The sequence below is a fragment of the Microbispora sp. H10670 genome, from assembly GCF_014161385.1.
In the GTDB taxonomy this organism is placed as follows: domain Bacteria; phylum Actinomycetota; class Actinomycetes; order Streptosporangiales; family Streptosporangiaceae; genus Microbispora; species Microbispora triticiradicis.
In genome coordinates this window covers 73,801-93,404 of sequence record NZ_JABBWW010000022.1, presented here as the reverse complement: position 1 = coordinate 93,404, position 19,604 = coordinate 73,801, and the positions used below count along the sequence as shown (strand labels likewise).

Here is a 19,604-nt window from a genome sequence, read left to right as displayed (position 1 = left end):
CGGTTGAACTTCCCGTGCGGGCGCTACTTCGCCTGCACGCTCGGCCTGCGGTAGAGCCAGGTGAGCCGGGGCTCCAGCAGCCACTTGAACGCGGTGCGGGTCACCGGCAGGCACAGCAGGATGGCCAGGGCGAAGCTCGAGCACGCGATGGCCGCCACCCCGAGCGGGCCGTACAGCCAGGGCACGTCGAGCCAGCCCATCTCCTTGGCGATCATGACGGGCACGCCGTGCAGCAGGTAGCAGTAGAGCGTGCGGGTGCCGAGGTCGGTGAACCACGTCTGCCGCCGGGGGACCAGCGACATCACCGCCGCCGACATGGCCAGCGCGGCCACGAGCAGGCCCGTACGCAGGGCCATGCCCTTCCACCACACCAGGTGGAGGTCCTTGAAGCTGTTCTTGTAGTAGATCGGCCCGAGCTTGACGGAGTAGTTCTTCACGAGGAAGACGGCCACGCCCGCCGCGCCGAGCAGGACGAGCACCGACAGCACCCGCACCCAGCGCTGCTTGAGGAAGTCGAAGACCTCCGGCTTGAGCACGAGGCCGAGCACGAAGAACGGCAGCAGGCCGAAGAACCGGTCCATGCTGAAGTCGCCGGTCAGCTCGGAGAACCCGGCGAAGAGGTACACCGCGATCGAGATGACGAACGGGTAGCGCATGCGCTTCCACACCGGTGTGGACAGCCGCCAGAACAACAGCGCCAGCAGATACCAGTTCAACCACGCCGGATCCATGATCGTGATGCTGAACTTGTGCCCGAAGGCGGTGCGCAGCAGGGCGTAGCCCACCTCGACGATCACGTACGGCACGAGGAACGTGTCGACCAGTTTGTTGGTCTTGGCGTTGGAGTTCCAGAAGTTCCTGGACAGGTAGCCGCTGATGATGACGAACAGCGGCATGTGGAAGACGTAGATGAACAAGTACGCCGCCCGGGACGAGTCGGCCGCGAGCGTCGGGACCAGCGCGTGCCCGATCGGCACCATGGCGATGCCGACGAACTTCACGTTGTCCAGGTAGGGATCGCGCGGCTTCCTGGCCCGGGGCGCGGGCTCCTGCCCGGGCTCGCCGCCCTCCATCCCGTCCTGCCGGTCCGTACGCCGGGCGAAGGGGTCGGCGAACGGGTCGGCGGACCGGCTGGGCGCCTCGGCCCAGGCGGGCAGCGGAGCGCGCAGCGGCCTGCCGAGCGGGCCCGTCTGACGGGGGTCCGGCACGCCGCCGTCCTGGGCGCGCCGCCAGGGGTCCCAGTCACCCGGGTCGCCCTCCGGGCCGGGCCACGGCGGGGCCGCCGGGGCCTCCGGCACGGGCGCGGCCTGGAAGGCGGCGGGCGCCGCCTGGGCGGCGGTGGGAGGCGTCCGGAAGTCGGTGAGCGGCGCCTGGAAGGCGGTGGGCGGGTCGTCGTCCGTGAACGGCCGCTCGCCGCGCCCGCCGGACGCGGTCCGCTGCGGGAACGGCGGCGCGCCGAAGGGATCGTCCGGCGGCGAGGAGGGCGCGGCGGTGCCGGTCGGCGGGGTGTCCAGGAACGGGTTCACGGACATGTCGGAGCCGGCCTCGGGACCGGTCTCAGGACCGGTCTGGGCGCCGCCGAAGGCCGGCGTGGGGAAGGCCGATGCGGGAAAAGCGGGCGCCGGCGGTGTCCCGAAGACGTCGGTTTCGCCACTGCCGAAGGCCGGCGCGGGAAAGGCCGGAGGCGGGGAAGCGGGGCCGGGCGGAGCTCCGAAGACCTCGGTCTCGCCGCCGCCGAAGGCCGGTGCGGGGAAGGCGGGAGCCTCGCCGGCGACGGGTGCGGGGGCGTCCGGGCCGGACGCGAGAGGCCGGCGGCCGGGCCCGCTCTGCCCCCGGCCGGGTCCGCTCTGTCCCCGGCCGGCGGAGAAGTAGTCGAAGCCCGGGGCAGAGGGCGCGGACTCGGGGGGCGGCGCGCCCAGCCGGGCGGCCCCCGGCCTGCGCGGCTTGCGTACGGGCAGGGGCTGCTTCTCGTACGGCGCCTGGCCCGAGGGAGCGGCGCCTCCCGCACCCTGCTGCGCCCGCGGCGGCGCGTCTCCCGGCTGACCGTCCTCGTGGCGGCCGCGCACGGGCAGATCGGGATCGCCCTCCGGGCGCGAGCCCGGGAAGCCGCCCTCGTGGCGGCCGTGAAGCGGCGCACCGGTCCGGTCCGCGTGGGGTCCCTGCTCCGGAGCGCCCGCGGCCGACGGGTCCCGGCGGGCCGGACCGCCGTCCGGAGCGGGCCAGTCTCCGGTGATGCGGCCTATCACTCCGGTTGGGGCCTCTTCGGCGTCGTCGTCGACGCCTGGCGGGGAACCGGGAACCGGGGGATGACGGCGGGTGTCACTCACGGAGAAACGCTCAGCTATCTGTCGGGGGAGGCTCGGGGGACGGCCACGCCTCAGGGGCACCCGAGGCGTGCACCGCGTCCTTTCGGACACTAGCGAAGGCGCCCCGGCGCATCAGCCGAACGGGCGAACGGGGCGCGTTCGCCAGATCACCACCCTAACGTTCTTGGACACCTGTGTCGCCCCGGGGGCCGGACGTAACCCACGTGTATCCGTCGCGTCCGGCCCTCCGCGGCCGTTCCTAGCTGGAGCAGATGTCGGTGTCGGAGGTGACCGCGTTGTCCCCGACCTGGAGGGGAATCCGCACGCCCTTCCAGTCGGCGCCGATCACCAGCTGGACGATCGGCCCGCGCACCCGGCCCGTGGGCGCGTCCGGCGGCGGCGACGCCGGGGTGAACGGCGTGACCGGCCCGGTCGCCGCCTTGCCCGTCTCCGGGGAGACGGGGTTGAGCAGCTTGCCGATCAGGATCTTGGAGTAGTTCCAGCCCTGGCCGGTGTAGCGGACCATGGTCTTGGGCTGGTCGCTGCCGTCGGGCTTCTTCGCGTCGCCGACGCCGACGACGTTGAAGCCGAGCCCGGTGAGCTCCTCGGCGACCTCCTTGGCCAGGCCGGACCTGTTGGTGCCGTTGAACACCTGCACCTTGACCTGCTGCGGCTTGGTGACCACCGGGCCGCTCGGCGAGGCGGCGGCGGACGCGGCCGGGCTCGCGGAGGCGGTGGGCGTCACCTCGGTGTCGTTCGCGATGGCCCGGAACAGGTTGCCGGCGGCCGGCTGCTTCCACTGCACGCGGTTCTTGTCGGCCGCGTACGGCTCCCACGGGACCGTGGTGGCCTTGAAGCCCTTGGCCGAGAGCTTCTGCGCGCTCGTCGCGATCTTGATGAGCTCCTCGGTGTTGAGCGCGTCGTCCATCGTGACGGACCGCGCCGCGGCGGCGATGAACTTCTGCAGCTTGCCCACGTCCCTGAGCAGCGCGCTGCTGGTCGCCTTCTTCACCACCTGGGAGATGAAGACCTGCTGGCGCTTGATGCGGGAGATGTCGCTGCCGTCGCCGATGTGCCGCAGCCGTACGTAGCCCAGCGCGGCCTCACCCATCACGACCTGCTTGCCGGCGGGAAGTGTGAGCTTCGAGCTCTTGTCGTTGACCGCCTGCGGCAGGCAGATCTGGATGCCGCCGAGCGCGTTGACGATGTTCTTGAAGCCGGTGAAGTCCACCTTCATGAAGTGGTCGATGCGGATGTTGGTGAGGCTCTCGATCGTGCGGCGGGTGCAGATCATCCCGCCGTCGGAGAACGCGGAGTTGATCATCCCCGTGTGCGCGGGGATCAGCGTCTTGTTGCGGGAGTAGCAGGCGGGGATCAGCACCATCGAGTCGCGGGGGAAGCTCAGCAGCGTCGCCGCGTCCCGGTTGGGCGACACGTGCAGCAGCATGATCGTGTCGGTGCGCTCGCCGTCGTTGACCAGGTGCTGGCCGTACCTCTTGTTGTCGCCCGCGCGGGTGTCCGAGCCGACGAGCAGCACGTTGATCGCACCGGTCGGGCTCACGGGGCGGTTCTTGTCGAGCTCGTCGGTGGACGCGCCCCTGTTGATCAGGCCGAGCGTGCTCCGGTAGACCTTGTAGGCCGTCAGCGTGCCGATCACCAGCACGCAGGTCATCGCGATGCTGATCCAGCCGGCGATGCTCAGGCGCGACCGGCCGCCGCCCGGCCCGCGTCGCCGGGGTGGCTCGTCGTCCGGGGGCAGGCCGTCGCCGCCCGAGCCACGACGTCCACGGTCGCCGCCGGACTCGCGCCGTCTGCGGCCGGCGTGTTCGCCGGGTCCGCCGGGTCCGCCTGGCCCTGGCCCGGGTCCGCCGGGTCCGGCGGGGGAGGCGCCGTAAGCGGTCTCCTCGTCGCCGCGCCTGCGGCCCCGCCGCCCGGACGGCTCGCTCTCGTGGCCGTCACCGGCGGGGCGGCGGGTCTCGCGTACGGGTTCGTGACCAGGCTGGTAACCGGCCTCGTAGCCGGGCTGATGACCCGGCCCATAACCGGGGCCGTTACCCGGTTCGTGACGGGGCTCGGGACGCTGGCCGGAGCGGCGGCGTCCACGGCCGCCCTCCTGCGCGTCGGGAGGAAGGCCGTCCTGCTGCCGCCTGCGCCCGCGCGGCATGTCCGCGTAGCCCGCGGGGTCGGCCGGCAGGTCGGCGTACCCGGCGGGCACGGGAGCCGCCGCCGTCCGGCCGTCACGCGCCGGCGGATGGAAGGCGCCGCCGTACGAGCCGTCGCCGGGGGGACCCCAGACCCTCTGGTCGGCGGAGGCGGGAGAAGGAGGCCCGGCGGGCGGGTTGACGCGCCTGCGCTCGCTCACCTCGGGCCCGCCCAGGAAGCGGCCGGACGAGTGGGCGAGAGGCGGACAGGGTCAACGTTTCGCTCGCACACTTGTCCTCCTTGCCTGGCGATCACAGGGCGCGCTCCGAGCGTAGGTCACGGGAGAGCCTGCGGGCGCCACGATTGGGAGGATCCAGGCCCGGCCTGCGCCGCGCCACTGCCCCCCATGATCCAGGGCCAGAGCATACTAAACACCGACATTTTGGGTATCAGAATCAGTTTGTCTTTACCCCGATTTGGTGTTCCCGAAGCTGTTCGAGCAGGTCACAACATCCTGGCGGCGCTTCCGAGGGGGTGGCCGTTCACGCGCCCTCGCGGCGGCCTCGCGATGCCGGCGGGGCAGCCGAGGCGGCCGGACGTGTGACGGCCAGCGCGGCGGCCAGGCAGGCGAGCGGCACCGCGGGCAGCGTGTAGCGGTAGTCGAACTGCGCCGTCGCGGCGGGAACGAGCAGCAGCGCCCAGGCCGTGGCCCAGGCGAGCCCCCAGCCCCCGGGTTCCGGGGCGCCCGGAGCCCTTCGGGCCGCCGTCGCCCGCCTCGCCGTCCATGCGGCGGGCGGCACCAGGAGGACGGCCAGCAGCGCCGCCCCGGGCAGCCACGCCACCCGCTGGTAGCCCCGCATCCAGCCCGCGAGCGGCTCGGAGATGCGGACGGTGAGCGGCCCCTGCTCGTAGCGCCGGGCGAACTCCTTGCCCACCAGCGCGGGATACCGGCCGGGCGGCGGCGGCACGGTCGCGGGAAAACGGTAGTAGCCGTAGGTGTCGGCGTCGGGGTAGACGGGCCGTCCGGGCGTGAACGACCGGCCCAGCTCGGTCAGGGTCGTACGGAGGTAGTCGAGCGGCTGGCTGCGGATCGCGAGCGAGGCGAACCTCCCGGCCAGCGTGTCGGTCTCCTTGGTGAACGTGATGCCGGGCAGCCGGACCAGGGGAGACGCGGCGTCCCAGATGTACTCCTGGGACACCGGGCGGGACGCGGGCGGGCGGGGATCGCACAGCACGGCGAGGTCGGCCGGCGGGTCCATCACCGCGCAGTCGGCGAACGACATCGTCCGGGCGTAGAGGAAGACGCCGTTCGAGCCGATGATCCCGAGCCGCTGGTGGCTCGCGTAGAACCAGCCCGCGTACGCGGCGACCGGCACGAGCGCGGTCACCAGGAAGGGCAGGACGATAGCGGCCACCACCCTGCCCGGCCGTACCGTGCTCGGCCGCGCCGTTCCTTCGGTCCCCGCCGTGGTCTCCGCTGTGGTCCCCGCCGCGGCGCCCGCCCGCCGCATGCCGTACGCGAGCAGGAACAGCGCGAAGACGGCGATCAGCGGGAGCCCCACGGTCCTGGTCAGCGTGGCGGCGGCCAGCAGGAGGCCGAGCGCGGCGGACGCACGTGACGTCAGCCGCCGGCGCATCGCCAGGCACACCGCCGAGACGAGCAGGAACGTGAACAGCGAGTCGGAGACGAGCAGGTGCTCCAGCTCGATCTGGTAGGCGTCGAGCAGCACCGGCGCACAGGCCAGGACGGCGGCCCACGCGCGGCCTCCGCGCCGCAGGACGGTCACGTAGACCATCACGCCGGCGAGCAGCCCCAGCACGTGCTGGACGGTCACGACCAGGGCGAAGCTGTGGAACGCCTCGAACAGCCGCAGGAACATCGAGTAGCCCGCCGGCCGGACGAGGTCCGGCCTCGGCCGCATCGCGGTGACCACGTACGTGTAGGAGTCGGGGAACCACAGCGCGGGCCGGTAGCCGAGCACGGTCACCAGCCGCAGCAGCGCACCCAGCCCGAAAACCCCGAGGAACCACCGGTGCCGGCGCGCCCATCCCGGGAGGTCCTCGCGCGCCCATGCCATCGGACGCACCGGGTCCCGGGGGGCCAGCCGCCCGCGCCCCCAGCGCCGGAGCCGCTCACCCCACCCCGGACGCTCCTCACCCCACCCCGGACGCTCCTCACCCCAGAACGCCTCGTTCACGCCTACTGCGCCGGGCAGCGATTCAGCCGGTTCGCCCCGGAGCGGTCCGCTCACGCCCGCTGTGCTCGCGTCGGCTGTGAGCGACTCGGCCGGTTCGCCCGAGAGCGGTTCCTCTCGTAGCGCCCCGCTCACGCCCGCTTCGCTCACGCCAGCTTCGCTTACGTGCGGTTCGCCCACGCGCGGTTCGCTCACGTACGGATCGCCGGGCGGCGATTCCTCTCGTCCGCTCGGGAGCGGTTCCGCGGGGAGCGGCTGCCTGGGGAGCCGCCCCCGCGCGGGAGACCCGCTCCCGCTGTCCGACACCTGCACTCGCCCCCCTGCCCGCTTCCCGGCGTACGCTACCGGAGTCGCCCGCAGTGCTCGGGCCTCAGCGCGGACCAGCGCGCGCAGCGGAGCGGAACGGCGTCGCGCCCTCCTGGATCACACGTTTTACCAGTCGCAGTGCACGGTTCAGGCCACCTTCACGGTGTGATCGCCGAAGTCGGCCACGACGTCCAGTGTGCCGCCCAACGCGACGACATAGGCACGCAACGTGTCCAGCCCACCGATCTGGCCGTGCTCGATCTGGGACACACGCGCCTGAGAAATGCCCATGCGTTCGGCGAGGAGCTTCTGGGAGATGCCCAGGCGCTTGCGCATCTCGGCGAGCTGGGCACCGCGCAACTCTGCCCGCAACTCTTCGCGGCTGGCCTCCCGAGCCGCCACCCGCTCGGGGGAGTCCCAATCAGGGGCGATCTCGCGGATCTTGGCCTTGGTGTCCGACCACTTCACGAACTCGCTCATCCCCGTTCCTCCTTCTCCTTCTCGGCACGGTATGCGGCGTACCGTGCCTCAGCCAACGGGATCGCTGTGCGATACCACCGGTTCCACTCCCCTGCCTTGTCACCGGCGACCAGCACGATCGCCTCCCGCGTGGGGTCGAAGACGAACAGCAGGCGGATCTCCGCCTCTCCGGGAACCCGTGGCCGTAGCTCTTCGACGCGTCAACAGCTCTGTGCGCCGCAGTCGTGTCTGTGGACGACGGCGACGCGTGTGGTGGGGGGACGGCCGGGAGAGGGCGTGTGCCGGGGCGGACCGATAGTCTCGGCTGCATTCCAGCGAACAGTCGTGGGCGTACGCGGCTGCCGGGTGGCGGTCCCGTGGACGGGGTGGCGGGCAAGGCGGCCGACGGGGTGGCAGGGAGGGCGGCGGGCAGGGTGCTCGCGGCCGTCTCCGTCGTGCCCGCGCTCGCGCTGTGCGGATGGCTGCTCGCCGGGCTGCCGCTGCTGCTGCTCGGCTGGTTCCGGCCGCTGCCGATGACGCTGCTGGGCGGTGGAGCGGCCGTCCTGCTGTGCGCGTACGGCCTGCGTCGCCTCCCGGGGGCCGTGACGGCGCACCGATGGGCGACGGCGGCCGTCCTCGCCGTGGCCCTCGGGTCGGGGGTCCTCAACGGGTTCCTGCACGGCGAGCAACTGATCGTCCGGCGAGATCCGGCGACGTACGCGCAGTACGCCGTCTGGCTGGCCCGGCACGGGTCGCTGCCGATCCCGGTGGGCGACTTCGGCGGCCCCGATCCCGCCCTGCGCTTCGGCAGCATGGGCTTCTACCTGGTCGACGGCGGGATCGTCCCCCAGTTCATGGCCGGGCCGCCCATGATCCACGCGATCGGCCACTGGCTGGGCGGTGAGCCCGGCCTGCTGCTCGTGCCGCCCGTGCTGGGCGTGCTCGCGGTGCTCACCGTCGCGGGGACCGCGGCGCGGCTCGCGGGCCCGCGCTCGGCACCCCTGGCCGCCCTCGTCTTCGCGGTCAGCCTGCCGGTCCTCTACACGTCCCGGACCACCTTCAGCGAGATCCCCTCCCTGATCCTGCTGTTCGGCGGGATGAACCTGCTGCTCGACGCGCGGACCCGGCTCCGGGCCACGCCCTCCCGCCCGGAGCCGGAGCCTGACGAAGAGCCGGCCGCGCCCGCGGGGCGGCCGAATCCGGGCTTCGTGCCCGCCGCGCTCGCGGGGCTGTCGTTCGGCCTGGCGCTGCTGGTCCGCATCGACGGCCTGCGTGACGTGCTGCCCGTCCTGGTCCTCGCCGGGGTGCTGGTCGCGCTCGCCAGGATCACCGGGAACCGGAGGGCGGAGGGCCGGCTCGGCGTGCCCCTCCTGCTGGGCCTGGCCGTCGGCGCGACGTGGGGCTTCGCGGATGGCTACGTCCTCGCCCGGCCCTATCTCGCCTATCTGTCCGGTTCGCTCAAGCCCCTCCTGGCGATCTGCGCCGTCGTCGTGGTCCTCACGGCCGCCGGCGCCGCTCTCGCTCCGTGGCTCGCGTCGCGTACGGGGTCGTCCGTCCCCCGTGCCCGGTGGCTGCCCGGGGCCGCGGCGGCCCTCGTCGTGCTGGTCATGGCGGGCTTCGCCGTACGGCCGTGGGTGCAGACCGTGCGGCGCGTCGCGGTCACGCCCGAGGACCGGCTCACGTCGGAGTTCATCGAGAAGACGCAGATCGCCAACGGCCTGGCGCCCGACGGCTCACGGCTGTACTACGAACACTCCCTCGACTGGCTGTTCTGGTACGTCGGCGTTCCCGTCGTCGTGCTCGCGACCGTCGCGGCGGCGGTGCTCGCCCACCGCCTGGTCAGGGGGCGCGAGTTCGCCTGGCTGCTGCCCCTCGCCGTGATCGGCTGGACGACGGTGACGACGCTCTGGCGTCCCGCGATCACCCCCGACCACCCCTTCGCCTCCCGCAGGCTGGTGCCGGTCGTCATCCCCGGCCTGGTGCTCCTGGCCGTCTGGGGGCTCCGCTGGCTCTCCGGACGGCTGCGGGAGCGGTTCGCGGGCGAGCCCGCAGGGCCGTTCGGGTGGTTCGCCGCCCGGCCGTGGCGCTCGCGGGCGGCCGCCGCGGCGGGAGCGCTGCTGCTCGTCGTGCCTCCCGCGATCACCTCGATCGGGACGGCGTTCACGCCGGTCAACCGGGGCGAGGCCGCGGCGGTGGCGGGCCTGTGCGGCGCGCTGCCGAAGGACGCCTCGGTGCTGATCGTGGAACGGGTCACGGGCGACCGCCTCACGCAGGTCGTGCGGGGCGAGTGCGGCCTGCCGGTGGCCCGGGTCGGCTACCCCCAGGGCTCCGACGTGCCGCGCCCCGCCGACGTGCTGCGCCTCGCGGGAGCCGTCCGGCGTACCGGCCGGGTGCCCGTGCTGCTCGCGGCCGAGCCCGAACAGCTCATGGTGTACGGCCCGGCGAGCCGGGTGATGAGCCTGCGCACCCGGCAGGACGAGCGGTCGCTGGCCGACGCGCCCAACGGCACCTGGTCGCTCGGCATCGACGTCTGGACGACCGTTCCCACCGGATAGATCCAGGGTTCGGCGTGTGGACTCCCGTGTGACCGAGGAACCGCCCTCCGGCCCCGAGGCCGAGCGATTCGAAGTGAGACCGTCACTTGGCGGGGGAGAGTACCCTTGCCGGACGTGACCACGCCCGAGACCTCTGGAAGCGCCGTGACTCCCGCACAGACACCGTACGTCACGATTGTCCTGCCCTGTTACAACGAGCAGGACCACGTCGTCGACGAGGTCGAGCGTATCTCCGCCGCGATGGACGCCAGCGGTTACACGTACGAACTGCTGGCCGTGGACGACTGCTCCACGGACGAGACGCTCGCGCGGCTGCAGGAGGCCGCGCCGCGCTTCCCGAACATGCGGATCAGGGCGTTCCACCGCAACGGCGGGTCGGGCACCGTACGGCGGATCGGCAGCCAGGAGGCGCGCGGCGAGATCGTCGTGTGGACCGACGCCGACATGAGCTACCCGAACGAGCGCATCCCCGAGCTGGTCCAGATCCTGGAGAAGGACCAGACGATCGACCAGGTCGTGGGCGCGCGGACCACCGAGGAGGGCTCGCACAAGTTCCTGCGGGTGCCCGCGAAGTGGTTCATCCGCAAGGTCGCCGAGCGGCTGGCCGGGCAGAAGATCCCCGACCTCAACTCGGGCCTGCGGGCCTTCCGCAGGTCGGTGGCCAAGCCGTACCTGCGGCTGCTGCCCCCCGGCTTCTCCTGCGTCACGACGATCACGCTGGCGTTCATGTCGAACCAGCACGACGTCTACTACCTGCCCATCGAGTACGCGAAGCGGGCCGGGAAGTCGAAGTTCAACTTCGTCTCCGACGCCTACCGCTACATCCTGCAGGTGCTGCGGATGATCATGTACTTCAACCCGCTCAAGGTGCTGATGCCGCCCGCGCTCTGGCTGGTCGGCATCGGCCTGGTCAAGGGCGTGTACGACATGATCAGCCACCTGGCCTTCTACCTCACCAGCAACACCGTCGTGACCTTCCTGTCCGGCATGCTGATCGGGGCGGTGGCGTTGCTCGCCGACCTGATCGTGCGATCCAGGGGTGACGTTTGAGGATCGCGATCGTCGGCCCGACGTATCCGTACAAGGGCGGCGGTGCGCAGCACACCACCGAACTGGCCCACCGGCTGCGGGCGGCCGGGCACGACGTCGTCATCGAGTCGTGGCGGGCGCAGTACCCGTCCTTCCTGTATCCCGGGCAGCAGACGATCGACAGCCCGGAGGGCGAGCCGTACCCCGGCACCCGCCGTGACCTCGACTGGCGCAGGCCGGACGGCTGGGTCGCCTGCGGGCGGCGGCTGCGCGGGGCCGACCTCGTCGTGCTCGCCGTGCTCAGCCCGGTGCAGGTGCCCGCCTACCTGGGAATCCTGTACGGCCTGCGCCGTCGGGCCCGGGTCGTCGCACTGTGTCACAACGTGCTGCCGCACGAGAGCAAGCCGTACGACCGGCCGCTGGTGAAGGCGCTGCTGCGCCGGGTGGACGGCGTGCTCGCGCATTCGGAGCAGCAGGCGGACCTCGCCCGCGGGCTCACCGCGGCGCCGGTGCGGGTGGCCGCGCTCGCGCCGCACCTGCCCGCGCGCGGCGCCCGGACCGGCGAGGGCCGCGAGCCGTACGGAAGGCTGCTCTTCTTCGGCATCGTCCGGCCGTACAAGGGGCTCGACCTGCTGCTGGAGGCGCTCGCGCAGGTGCCGGACGTGCGGCTGACCGTGGCGGGCGAGTTCTGGGGCGGTCTGGAGGAGACCCGCGCCCTGATCGGCCGCCTCGGCCTGGCCGGACGGGTCGACCTGCGGCCGGGGTACGTGGCGGCCGACGACGTGCCGGGGCTGTTCGCCGAGGCGGACGCGCTGGTGCTGCCCTACCGTTCGGCGACGGCCAGCCAGAACGTCTGGCTCGGGCACGAGCACGGAGTGCCGGTGATCGCCACCCGGGTCGGGGCGCTGCCGGACAACGTGCGCGACGGCGTGGACGGCCTGCTGGTGGAGCCGGGCTCGGCCGGGGCGCTGGCCGAGGCGATCAAGAGGTTCTACGAGCCCGGCACCCCGGAACGGCTGCGGGCGGGCGTCGCGCCCGTCGATCCGGAGCCGCACTGGGCCGTGTACCTGGACACCCTGCTCGCCGCCGCGCCGCCGGCCTGAGAGCGGCCAGGGGACTCGTCGCGACTGAGCCAGCAGGCGGCTCGGGGCCGGGCCGCGAAGCCTGCTCAGCGGGGGCGTTCAGCGGGGGCGCCGCTGGGGGCCGAGCCGTTCAGCGGGGCCGTGCGGCTCACTGGGCGCGGGCGGCTCACCGGGCGCGGGCGGAGAGGTCGCCCGGCGCTTCGGCGCGGACCCCGCGGGCGAGGAGGAGGCCGAGGCCGGCCCAGGTGACGTCGGCGAGGGTGAACATCACCCGGGACACCACGGCGACCACCAGGGCGCTGGGCGTGTCGAGCAGCGGGGCGAGCGCCACGACCATCGCGCCCTCTCGCACGCCGATCCCGGCCGGGACCACGACCGTGAGGATGCCGGTGGACCAGGCCAGCGCGTACGCCCCGGCCGCGATCGCGTAGAGGGACACGCCGCCGGGTCGCAGGCCGCCCACCAGCGCCCACAGGTGCACGCCGTACACGAGCCAGCCCGCCATCGTCCACGCGGCGGCCCTGGTCATGTCCGCCCCGCTCGGCACCCGGTCGAGCGGGTCCCGGCGGGCGACGCGGAGGGCGAGGTTGAGGCCCCAGGCCAGGATGCGCGGGTGGAGGCCGACGAGGATGAGCGGGACCAGCGCGAGCAGCCACCACGCCTCCCGCGCGATCTGCCCCGACAGCGTGGCCGCGGTGAGGGCGAGCGCGCAGCCCAGCGAGGTCACCAGCCCGAGTGCGGTGGCGCCGAACGTCCGCCGGGGCGGCGCCCCGTGGTCGCGCGCGAGTTCCATCATCGCGGCGAACGCCCAGACCGCGCCGGGGATGTACTTGCCGAGTTGGCCGACGAACAGCACCCGCGCGGCCACGCGCAGCGGCAGCGGGGAGCCGAGCCCGGCGAGGATGTCGCGCCAGGCGACCAGCATGAAGGCCAGCCCGGCGAGCACGGCCAGGAACGAGGCCCCGAGCGACCACCACGACAGCCGCTCCAGGGCGGCCCAGGTCTCCGTCCCGTTCCGGGCCAGGCCGTACGCCAGGAAGGCGAGGGCGGCCAGGGCGAGCAGCACGCGCGGCAGCGGGCCGGAGCGCAGGCGGTTCGGCAGGCGCGGCACGGGCACAGGGTACGGCCTGACGCTACCCGCGGGTAGGTCCGCCGCGCGGGTTGTCCACAGGGTGGGTTGATCGGCGACGGGGGTGGGGCGGGCACGGGTACTGTTGGGCAGCGTGGACGACCGTCAGGACGCGAGGGTGATCGACCGGTGAGCGGGGAACGCGCGGCCCAGCTGGAGTACTCCGAGTTCCAGGGCGCGATGCTCGACGAGGAGAAGCGCCGCCGCAAGGCCGCGAAGATCATCGCGGTGCTCGCGCACTTCCTCGGCAGGGACGCCGGCAAGCCCGAGGAGGCGTTGTCCGGGCTGACCGTCGGCGACGTGGGGTGCTCGGCCGGGTTCATCGCCGACGAACTGGCCGCCGCGGGCGCGCGCCGCACGCTCGGGCTCGACATCGACGTCCCCGGGCTGCGCAGGGCGGCCGACCGCTTCGGATCCCGGGTCGGGTTCGTCTGCGCGGACGGCTCCCGGCTGCCGCTGCCGGACGGGTCGGTCGACGTGCTGGTCTTCAACCACATCTACGAGCACGTCGTGGACCCCGACGCCGTGATCGCCGACATGCACCGGGTGCTGTCCGACGACGGCGTGCTCTACCTCGGCCTGGGCAACCGGCTCGGCGTGATGGAGCCGCACTACAAGCTGCCCTTCCTGTCGTACCTGCCGCCCGCCGCGGCCGACCGGTACGTGCGGGCTTCCGGCCGGGCCGACCACTACTACGAGCGCTTCCGCACCCGCCCGGGGTTGCGGCGGATGCTCGTGGACTTCCACGTGTGGGACTACACGTTCCCGGTGCTGGCCGCGCCCGAGCGGTTCGCGGGGGGCGAGCTGTTCCCCGGCGCCGTGGGCCGCGCCGCCAAGGCCACGCTGGAGCGCACGCCGCGCCCGGCGCTGCGGGCACTGCTGCCGGTCGTCCCCACCTATCTGTGGGTGGCCACCAAGACGCCCCGCCGTCCGCTCGGCGCGGCGCTTCCGCAGCCGCCGGAGCCGGTGCGCACGTCGCGATGAACCGCCGCAAGCTCGTACGCACGCTGTTCCTGCTGGTCGCCCTCGGCTTCGGGATCTGGGCCGTCGCGGGCCAGTGGAGCGCCGTGGCGGACGGCTTCGCCCGGCTGCACTGGGCGGCGCTCACCGGCTCCCTGGCGGCGGTGCTCGGCGCGCTGCTCGCGGGAATGCAAATGTGGCGGGCGCTGCTCGCCGACCTCGGCTCGCCGCTCGCGTTCACCGACGCGGCGAAGATCTTCTTCGTGGGCCAGCTCGGCAAGTACATCCCCGGGTCGGTGTGGCCGATGCTCGCGCAGATGGAGATGGGCCGCGACCACGGCGTGCCCCGCTCGCGGAGCGCGGCCGCCTTCTTCCTCACCTACCCGGTCTACCTGGGCACCGGCCTGCTGGTGTCCGCCGTCACGCTGCCGGTGCTCGCCGGGCAGTCGGTCGCCCGGTATGCCTGGCTCCTGCTGCTCGTGCCCGTGCTCGCCGCCGCTCTGCATCCCGCCGTGGTCAACCGGGTCATCGCCTTCGGACTGCGCAAACTGCGCAGGGAGCCGCTCGAACGGCCGCTCTCGCGCCGCGGCCTGCTCGTCGCCTCGGGCTGGGCCCTGGCCGGCTGGGCCGCGTACGGCGTGCATCTGGCGCTGATCGTGCGGGGTCTCGGCGCGGAGGGGACGCCGGCCCTGGTCCTGAGCGTCGGCGCGTTCGCGCTCGCCTGGTGCCTGGGGTTCGTCTTCATCGTGGCGCCGGCCGGGGCGGGTGTGCGCGAGGCCGCGATGGTCGCGGCGCTCGCGCCCGTGCTCGACCGGCCCGCGGCCATCGCCGCCGCGCTGTGCTCCCGGCTGCTCGTGTCCCTCGGCGACCTGGTGTGCGCCGGGGCCGCCGGACTCGCCGCCCGTCGATCCACCCGTACGCGGGAGGAACCCGTCATCCGAGCCTGATTCCGTGGATTGGGTGCGGATTTGCGCGTCATGGGAGACAACCCCCATGTGATATCACTCACGTTTCGGGGGAGGCCGGAAATAGAGTGACAAGGGAGGGATGCTGGGCAGGCGTCCGTGCGTGGCGTGGGCCCGAGGGTCCCTGCCGGACACCTGCCGGAACAGCGGGACCGCGAGGACGGGGGGGAGCTCCGCCGGAGCGGGCCCAGTGAGGGGAGCGATTCACTTGACACCCCGAGTGCTCGTCGACGCCGCCGCCGTCCCCGCCGACCGCGGCGCCCTCATCAGGTATGTCGACGGTCTGGTCGCGGCCCTGCACGAGGCGGGCGCCGATCTCGCGCTGGTCTGCCAGCGCGCGGACGCCGAGCGGTACGCGGCGCTGGCGCCCGCGGCGCGGATCCTCTCCGGACCACCCGCGATCACCAACCGGGACAAGCGGCTGGCGTGGGAGCAGACGGGACTGCCCGTCCTCGCCCGGCAGGCCGGGGCCCAGGTGATCCACGCCCCCTACTACTCCATCCCGCTGGGCTCCGGCCTGCCCACGGTGGTCACCGTCCACGACGCCACCTCGTTCACCGACCCCGACCTGCACGACCCCGTCAGGGCCTCGTTCTTCCGGTCGGCCACCCGTACGGCCGTCCGCCACGCCAACCGGGTGATCGTGCCGTCGAAGGCCACCCGGGACGAGTTGGTCCGAGTGCTCGCCGCCGACCCGACCCGGATCGACGTCGCCTACCACGGGGTCGATTCGGCGCTGTTCCACCCGCCGGCGCCCGAGGACGTGCGCCGGGTGGCGGGCCGCATCGGCCTGCACGGCCGGCCGTACGTCGCCTATCTGGGCGCGCTGGAGCCGCGTAAGAACGTGCCGAACCTGGTGACCGGCTTCGGCCGTGCGGTCGCGCACCTGTCCGACCCGCCCGCGCTGGTGCTGGCGGGCGGCCCGGCCTGGGACGAGGAGGTCGACGCCGCGGTGGCCGCGCTGCCGCCCCGGGTGAAGGTCGTGCGCCCCGGCTACCTGCCCTTCGCCGATCTGCCGGGCTTCCTCGGCGGGGCGCTCGCGGTCGCCTCGCCGTCGCGGTGCGAGGGGTTCGGGCTGCCGGTGCTGGAGGCGATGGCCTGCGGGGCACCCGTTCTGACCACGCATCGCGCCTCACTGCCGGAGGTGGGCGGCGACGCCGTCGTCTACACCGAGCCCGACGCCGACAGCATCGCGCGGGCGCTGCGGGCCCTGCTGGAGTCGCCGGAACGGCGTGCGTCCCTGGCCGCCGCCGGAGTCACCCGTTCGCGCGAGTTCACCTGGAAGCACTCCGCCGAGGCCCACCTCGCCGCCTACCAACGCGCCGTCGAAGGCTGACGGCGCGACGCTCTGGGAGGGATGGCCCCGAATTCGGGTGAAAGTGGACTGGTGCCCCGATAGGGGCTCTGGACCGCGCCGACACATGCGATGTGCCGGTTCAATGCTATTCAACCCGCATTGTGCGGATTGCCTACTTGGGTACGGACGCGCCGAATTTCCGTCGCTTACCGTTTCGTGTCAAGACCAGCAGAGATACGCCGATGCGTGCGCGACCGGCATGGATCGGGGACCAGCGGCAGGTTGGGGCTGTTCGCCCGATCGGTACGGCGTGAAGCGGCCCTGGGCGGGAGAGAAATATGTCCCGGAACTCCCGGTTCTGCGCAATGTGATCGGCGATACGGTCGGCGAAAAGGGAATTATGGCGGGCTCATTTTCGGGCGTCCGTTTGTGGCCCTATGTGCCGTCCGATTTGAGAGTTCGCGCTTGGAGATACCGCGCCTGCCAGGAAATATCCGGGCAGCGGTCTGCGGCGGGACACCATACGGAGGTTCTGTCTAGGCTACTCTCGCGGCTGTGAGGGACAGTTCTGTGCGGTCGCCGGACGGTCTTGAGGCGATCCTTCTCGTGGGCGGCCAGGGCACGCGTCTCCGGCCGCTGACGCTCAGCACGCCGAAGCCGCTGCTGCCGACGGCGGGGGTGCCCTTCCTCGCGCACCAGCTGGCCAAGGCGCGGGCGTACGGGGTGCGCCGGGTGGTCTTCGCGACGTCCTACCGGGCCTCGATGTTCGCCGAGGCGTTCGGCGACGGGGCGGGGCTCGGCCTGGAGATCGTGTACGTGACCGAGGACACCCCGCTCGGGACCGGCGGCGCGATCCGCAACGCCGCACGGGCCCTGACCTGCCCGCCCGAGGCGCCGGTGCTCGTGCTGAACGGCGACATCCTGTCGGGCCACGACATCGCCGCGCAGGTCGGCCTGCACGTCTCACGCGGGGCCGCGGTGACCCTCCATCTCACGGAGGTGGACGACCCGTCGAGGTTCGGTTGCGTGCCGACCGACGACGACGGCCGGGTCACCGCCTTCCTGGAGAAGACGCCCAACCCCGTGACGAACCGGATCAACGCCGGCTGCTACGTGTTCCAGCGCTCGGTCATCGACACGATCCCCGAGGGCCAGGTGGTCTCGGTGGAACGGGAGACCTTCCCCGGCCTGATCGCGGCCGGTGAGCTGGTGCTCGGCTTCGCCGACGCGTCGTACTGGCTCGACGTGGGCACGCCCGCGGCGTTCGTGCAGGGCTCGGCCGATCTGGTGCTGGGCAAGCTCGGCTCGCCCGCCCTGCCCGGCCCGGTCGGGGAGCGGCTCCTGCTCGACGGGGCCGTCGTGTCGCCCGAGGCCAAGGTCACCGGCGGCACGGTCGTCGGCCCCCGGGCCACCGTCGAGGCGGGCGCCAGCGTGCGCGGCAGCGTGCTCTCCGAGGGCTGTCACGTCGCGTCCGGCGCGACCGTGGTGGACTCGGTCGTCGGCGTGGGCGCCCGTGTCGCCTCCGGCACCGTGCTGCGCGAGGTCGTGGTCGGCGACGGCGCGCTCATCGGCCCCGGCAACGAACTCACGGCCGGCATGCGCGTCTGGCCCGGGGTCACGCTGCCCGAGTGCGCCGTCCGCTTCTCCAGCGACGTGTGACATGACCGGTCCCGCTCCCACCCGTCATCGGGGGGAGCGGCAGACTGGGCGGGTGGAGGCGAGCCGAATGTCCAGATCGTCCGCGCCTGGCGACGTGTCCGTCACGACGGGCGCCGCTCCGTCCTGCGCGGTCTCCACCGGCACCGCTTCTTCCGGCGCCGTCACTCCAAGCGTGGCTTCTTCCGGCACCGTCACTTCGGGCGCGGCCACTTCCGGCCCCGTTCCTCCGGGCTCCGTTCCTCCGGGCGTCGTTCCTTCCGGCGTGGCTCCTTTGGGTGTGGCTTCCATGGGGGTGGTTGCTGCCGGCCGCGGTCCGGCGGCGCAGACGCGCGAGCGGCGGTGGCGGCCGGCCGCGCCGGTCGACGTGGCGCTGACGCTGTCGCCGCACCGGCGCGGGGGAGGCGACCCCGCCTGGCGCCGTACGCCCGACGGCGCGTTCTGGCGCACCTCGCGAACCCCCGAAGGCCCCGGCACCCTCCGCGTGACGGGGAGCCGCGACGGCGAGATCCTCGGACAGGCGTGGGGCCCGGGAGCCGGGTGGCTCCTGGAGATGCTTCCCTCGATGCTGGGGGCCGACGACGACGTGGCCGGCTTCGCCGCGTTGCTCGCGCGGCTCGCCCGTTCCGGCGATCCACGGCACGTCCGCGCCGCCGCGTTCGTCGCCGATCTGGCCGGACGCGCCGGTGGGCTGCGGATCGGGCGCAGCCTGCGGGTCTTCGAGGCGCTCGCGCCCGCCGTCCTGGAGCAGAAGGTGGTCGGCAGGGAGGCGTGGCGGGCCTGGCGGTTCCTGCTGCGCCGGTACGGCGAGCCCGCTCCCGGCCCGGCCCCCGATGGCATGTACGTCGTCCCGTCGCCGGAGGTGTGGCGCGTGGTCCCGTCCTGGGACTGGCACCGCGCCGGGGCGGAGGCCGTACGGGCCAGGACGATCGTCAACGCCGCACGCCACGCCGCGAAACTGGAGCGCACGACAGGAGTCCTCGGCGCGGTGGACGCACCGGACCCGGCACGGACACCTGACGCGGCACCAGGCTCAGCGGGCACACCGGACGCGGCACAGGTCGCGACGGGCGGGCGGGCTTCGGCGGGCGTGGAAGGCTCGGCGGGTGTGAAGAACCCGGCAGGTGTGACTGGCTCGGCGGGTGCGGAGAGCTCGGCGGGCGTGGAAGGCTCGACGGGTGTGAAGAACTCGGCGGGTGTGGAAAGCTCGGCGGGTGCGGAGGGTTCGGCGGAGGCGGACCGGCTGCTGCGGGCGCTGCCGGGGATCGGCGTGTGGACCTCGGCCGAGGTGCGTCAGCGCGCCCACGGAGACCCGGACGCGCCGAGTGTGGGCGACTTCCACCTGCCCGGCCTCGTCGGCTATGCCTTCACCGGCCGGAAGACCGACGACGACGGCATGCTCGAACTGCTGGAGCCGTTCCGCGGTCACCGCCACCGGGTGATCAGGTTGATCGAGCTCAGCGGGATCAGGCCCCCGGCCCGCGGCCCCCGCATGGCCGCACGGGACTACCGCTCCTTCTGAG

The 19,604-nt window shown here is 73.1% G+C and carries 13 protein-coding genes and 1 pseudogene; 8 read left to right on the top strand and 6 right to left on the bottom strand.

The genetic code is table 11. The annotated features are described in order from the left end of the window. Positions 1–23: 23 nt before the first annotated feature. From HHX33_RS37400 to HHX33_RS26470, 5 genes and pseudogenes are all read right to left on the bottom strand, one after another. Complete coding sequence (locus HHX33_RS37400) at positions 24–2,327, bottom strand: acyltransferase family protein (protein WP_182876963.1); 2,304 nt, start codon at positions 2,325–2,327, stop codon at positions 24–26. A 238-nt stretch (positions 2,328–2,565) separates the two neighbouring features. Further along, a complete protein-coding gene (locus HHX33_RS26485) occupies positions 2,566–4,668 on the bottom strand; it encodes an LCP family protein (protein ID WP_182876962.1) in 2,103 nt (700 codons plus the stop codon). A gap of 322 nt (positions 4,669–4,990) precedes the next feature. After that, complete coding sequence (locus tag HHX33_RS26480) at positions 4,991–6,700, bottom strand: hypothetical protein (RefSeq protein WP_310741544.1); 1,710 nt, start codon at positions 6,698–6,700, stop codon at positions 4,991–4,993. Between the two features lie 396 nt (positions 6,701–7,096). Then, on the bottom strand, positions 7,097–7,429 hold the full coding sequence (locus HHX33_RS26475) for a helix-turn-helix domain-containing protein (protein WP_182876961.1): 333 nt from the start codon (positions 7,427–7,429) through the stop codon (positions 7,097–7,099). Further along, positions 7,426–7,614: pseudogene (locus tag HHX33_RS26470) on the bottom strand (type II toxin-antitoxin system RelE/ParE family toxin); the annotation flags it as partial. The pseudogene HHX33_RS26470 and the gene HHX33_RS26475, both read right to left, overlap by 4 nt. 171 nt (positions 7,615–7,785) lie before the next feature. On the opposite strand from HHX33_RS26470, the gene HHX33_RS26465 reads away from it, so the two are divergent. The 3 genes from HHX33_RS26465 (at position 7,786) to HHX33_RS26455 (ending at position 12,095) form a co-directional block, all read left to right on the top strand. After that, positions 7,786–9,963: a hypothetical protein gene (locus HHX33_RS26465; RefSeq protein WP_310741543.1), complete on the top strand. Its 2,178-nt coding sequence runs from the start codon at positions 7,786–7,788 to the stop codon at positions 9,961–9,963. A gap of 114 nt (positions 9,964–10,077) precedes the next feature. Next, complete coding sequence (locus HHX33_RS26460) at positions 10,078–11,013, top strand: glycosyltransferase family 2 protein (RefSeq protein ID WP_244301805.1); 936 nt, start codon at positions 10,078–10,080, stop codon at positions 11,011–11,013. Further along, complete coding sequence (locus HHX33_RS26455; protein WP_182876960.1) at positions 11,010–12,095, top strand: glycosyltransferase family 4 protein; 1,086 nt, start codon at positions 11,010–11,012, stop codon at positions 12,093–12,095. Before HHX33_RS26460 ends, HHX33_RS26455 begins: the two co-directional genes overlap by 4 nt. A gap of 145 nt (positions 12,096–12,240) precedes the next feature. Here HHX33_RS26455 and HHX33_RS26450 read toward each other — a convergent pair whose 3' ends face one another. Then, on the bottom strand, positions 12,241–13,185 hold the full coding sequence (locus HHX33_RS26450) for a lysylphosphatidylglycerol synthase transmembrane domain-containing protein (RefSeq protein ID WP_310741542.1): 945 nt from the start codon (positions 13,183–13,185) through the stop codon (positions 12,241–12,243). Between the two features lie 147 nt (positions 13,186–13,332). Here HHX33_RS26450 and HHX33_RS26445 point away from each other — a divergent pair, with 147 nt between their 5' ends. The 5 genes from HHX33_RS26445 (at position 13,333) to HHX33_RS37395 (ending at position 19,603) form a co-directional block, all read left to right on the top strand. Further along, positions 13,333–14,187: a class I SAM-dependent methyltransferase gene (locus HHX33_RS26445; RefSeq protein WP_310741541.1), complete on the top strand. Its 855-nt coding sequence runs from the start codon at positions 13,333–13,335 to the stop codon at positions 14,185–14,187. Then, positions 14,184–15,110 carry a lysylphosphatidylglycerol synthase transmembrane domain-containing protein gene (locus HHX33_RS26440; protein WP_182876959.1) on the top strand — a complete coding sequence of 309 codons (927 nt, stop codon included), beginning with the start codon at positions 14,184–14,186 and terminating at the stop codon, positions 15,108–15,110. The genes HHX33_RS26445 and HHX33_RS26440 overlap by 4 nt, the downstream gene beginning before the upstream one ends. Positions 15,111–15,336: 226 nt before the next feature. After that, positions 15,337–16,464 carry a glycosyltransferase family 4 protein gene (locus tag HHX33_RS26435; RefSeq protein WP_111701734.1) on the top strand — a complete coding sequence of 376 codons (1,128 nt, stop codon included), beginning with the start codon at positions 15,337–15,339 and terminating at the stop codon, positions 16,462–16,464. A gap of 516 nt (positions 16,465–16,980) precedes the next feature. Next, complete coding sequence (locus tag HHX33_RS26430; RefSeq protein ID WP_244301802.1) at positions 16,981–18,084, top strand: sugar phosphate nucleotidyltransferase; 1,104 nt, start codon at positions 16,981–16,983, stop codon at positions 18,082–18,084. A gap of 286 nt (positions 18,085–18,370) precedes the next feature. Further along, positions 18,371–19,603 carry a DNA-3-methyladenine glycosylase 2 family protein gene (locus HHX33_RS37395; protein ID WP_310741540.1) on the top strand — a complete coding sequence of 411 codons (1,233 nt, stop codon included), beginning with the start codon at positions 18,371–18,373 and terminating at the stop codon, positions 19,601–19,603. Position 19,604 lies beyond the last annotated feature (1 nt).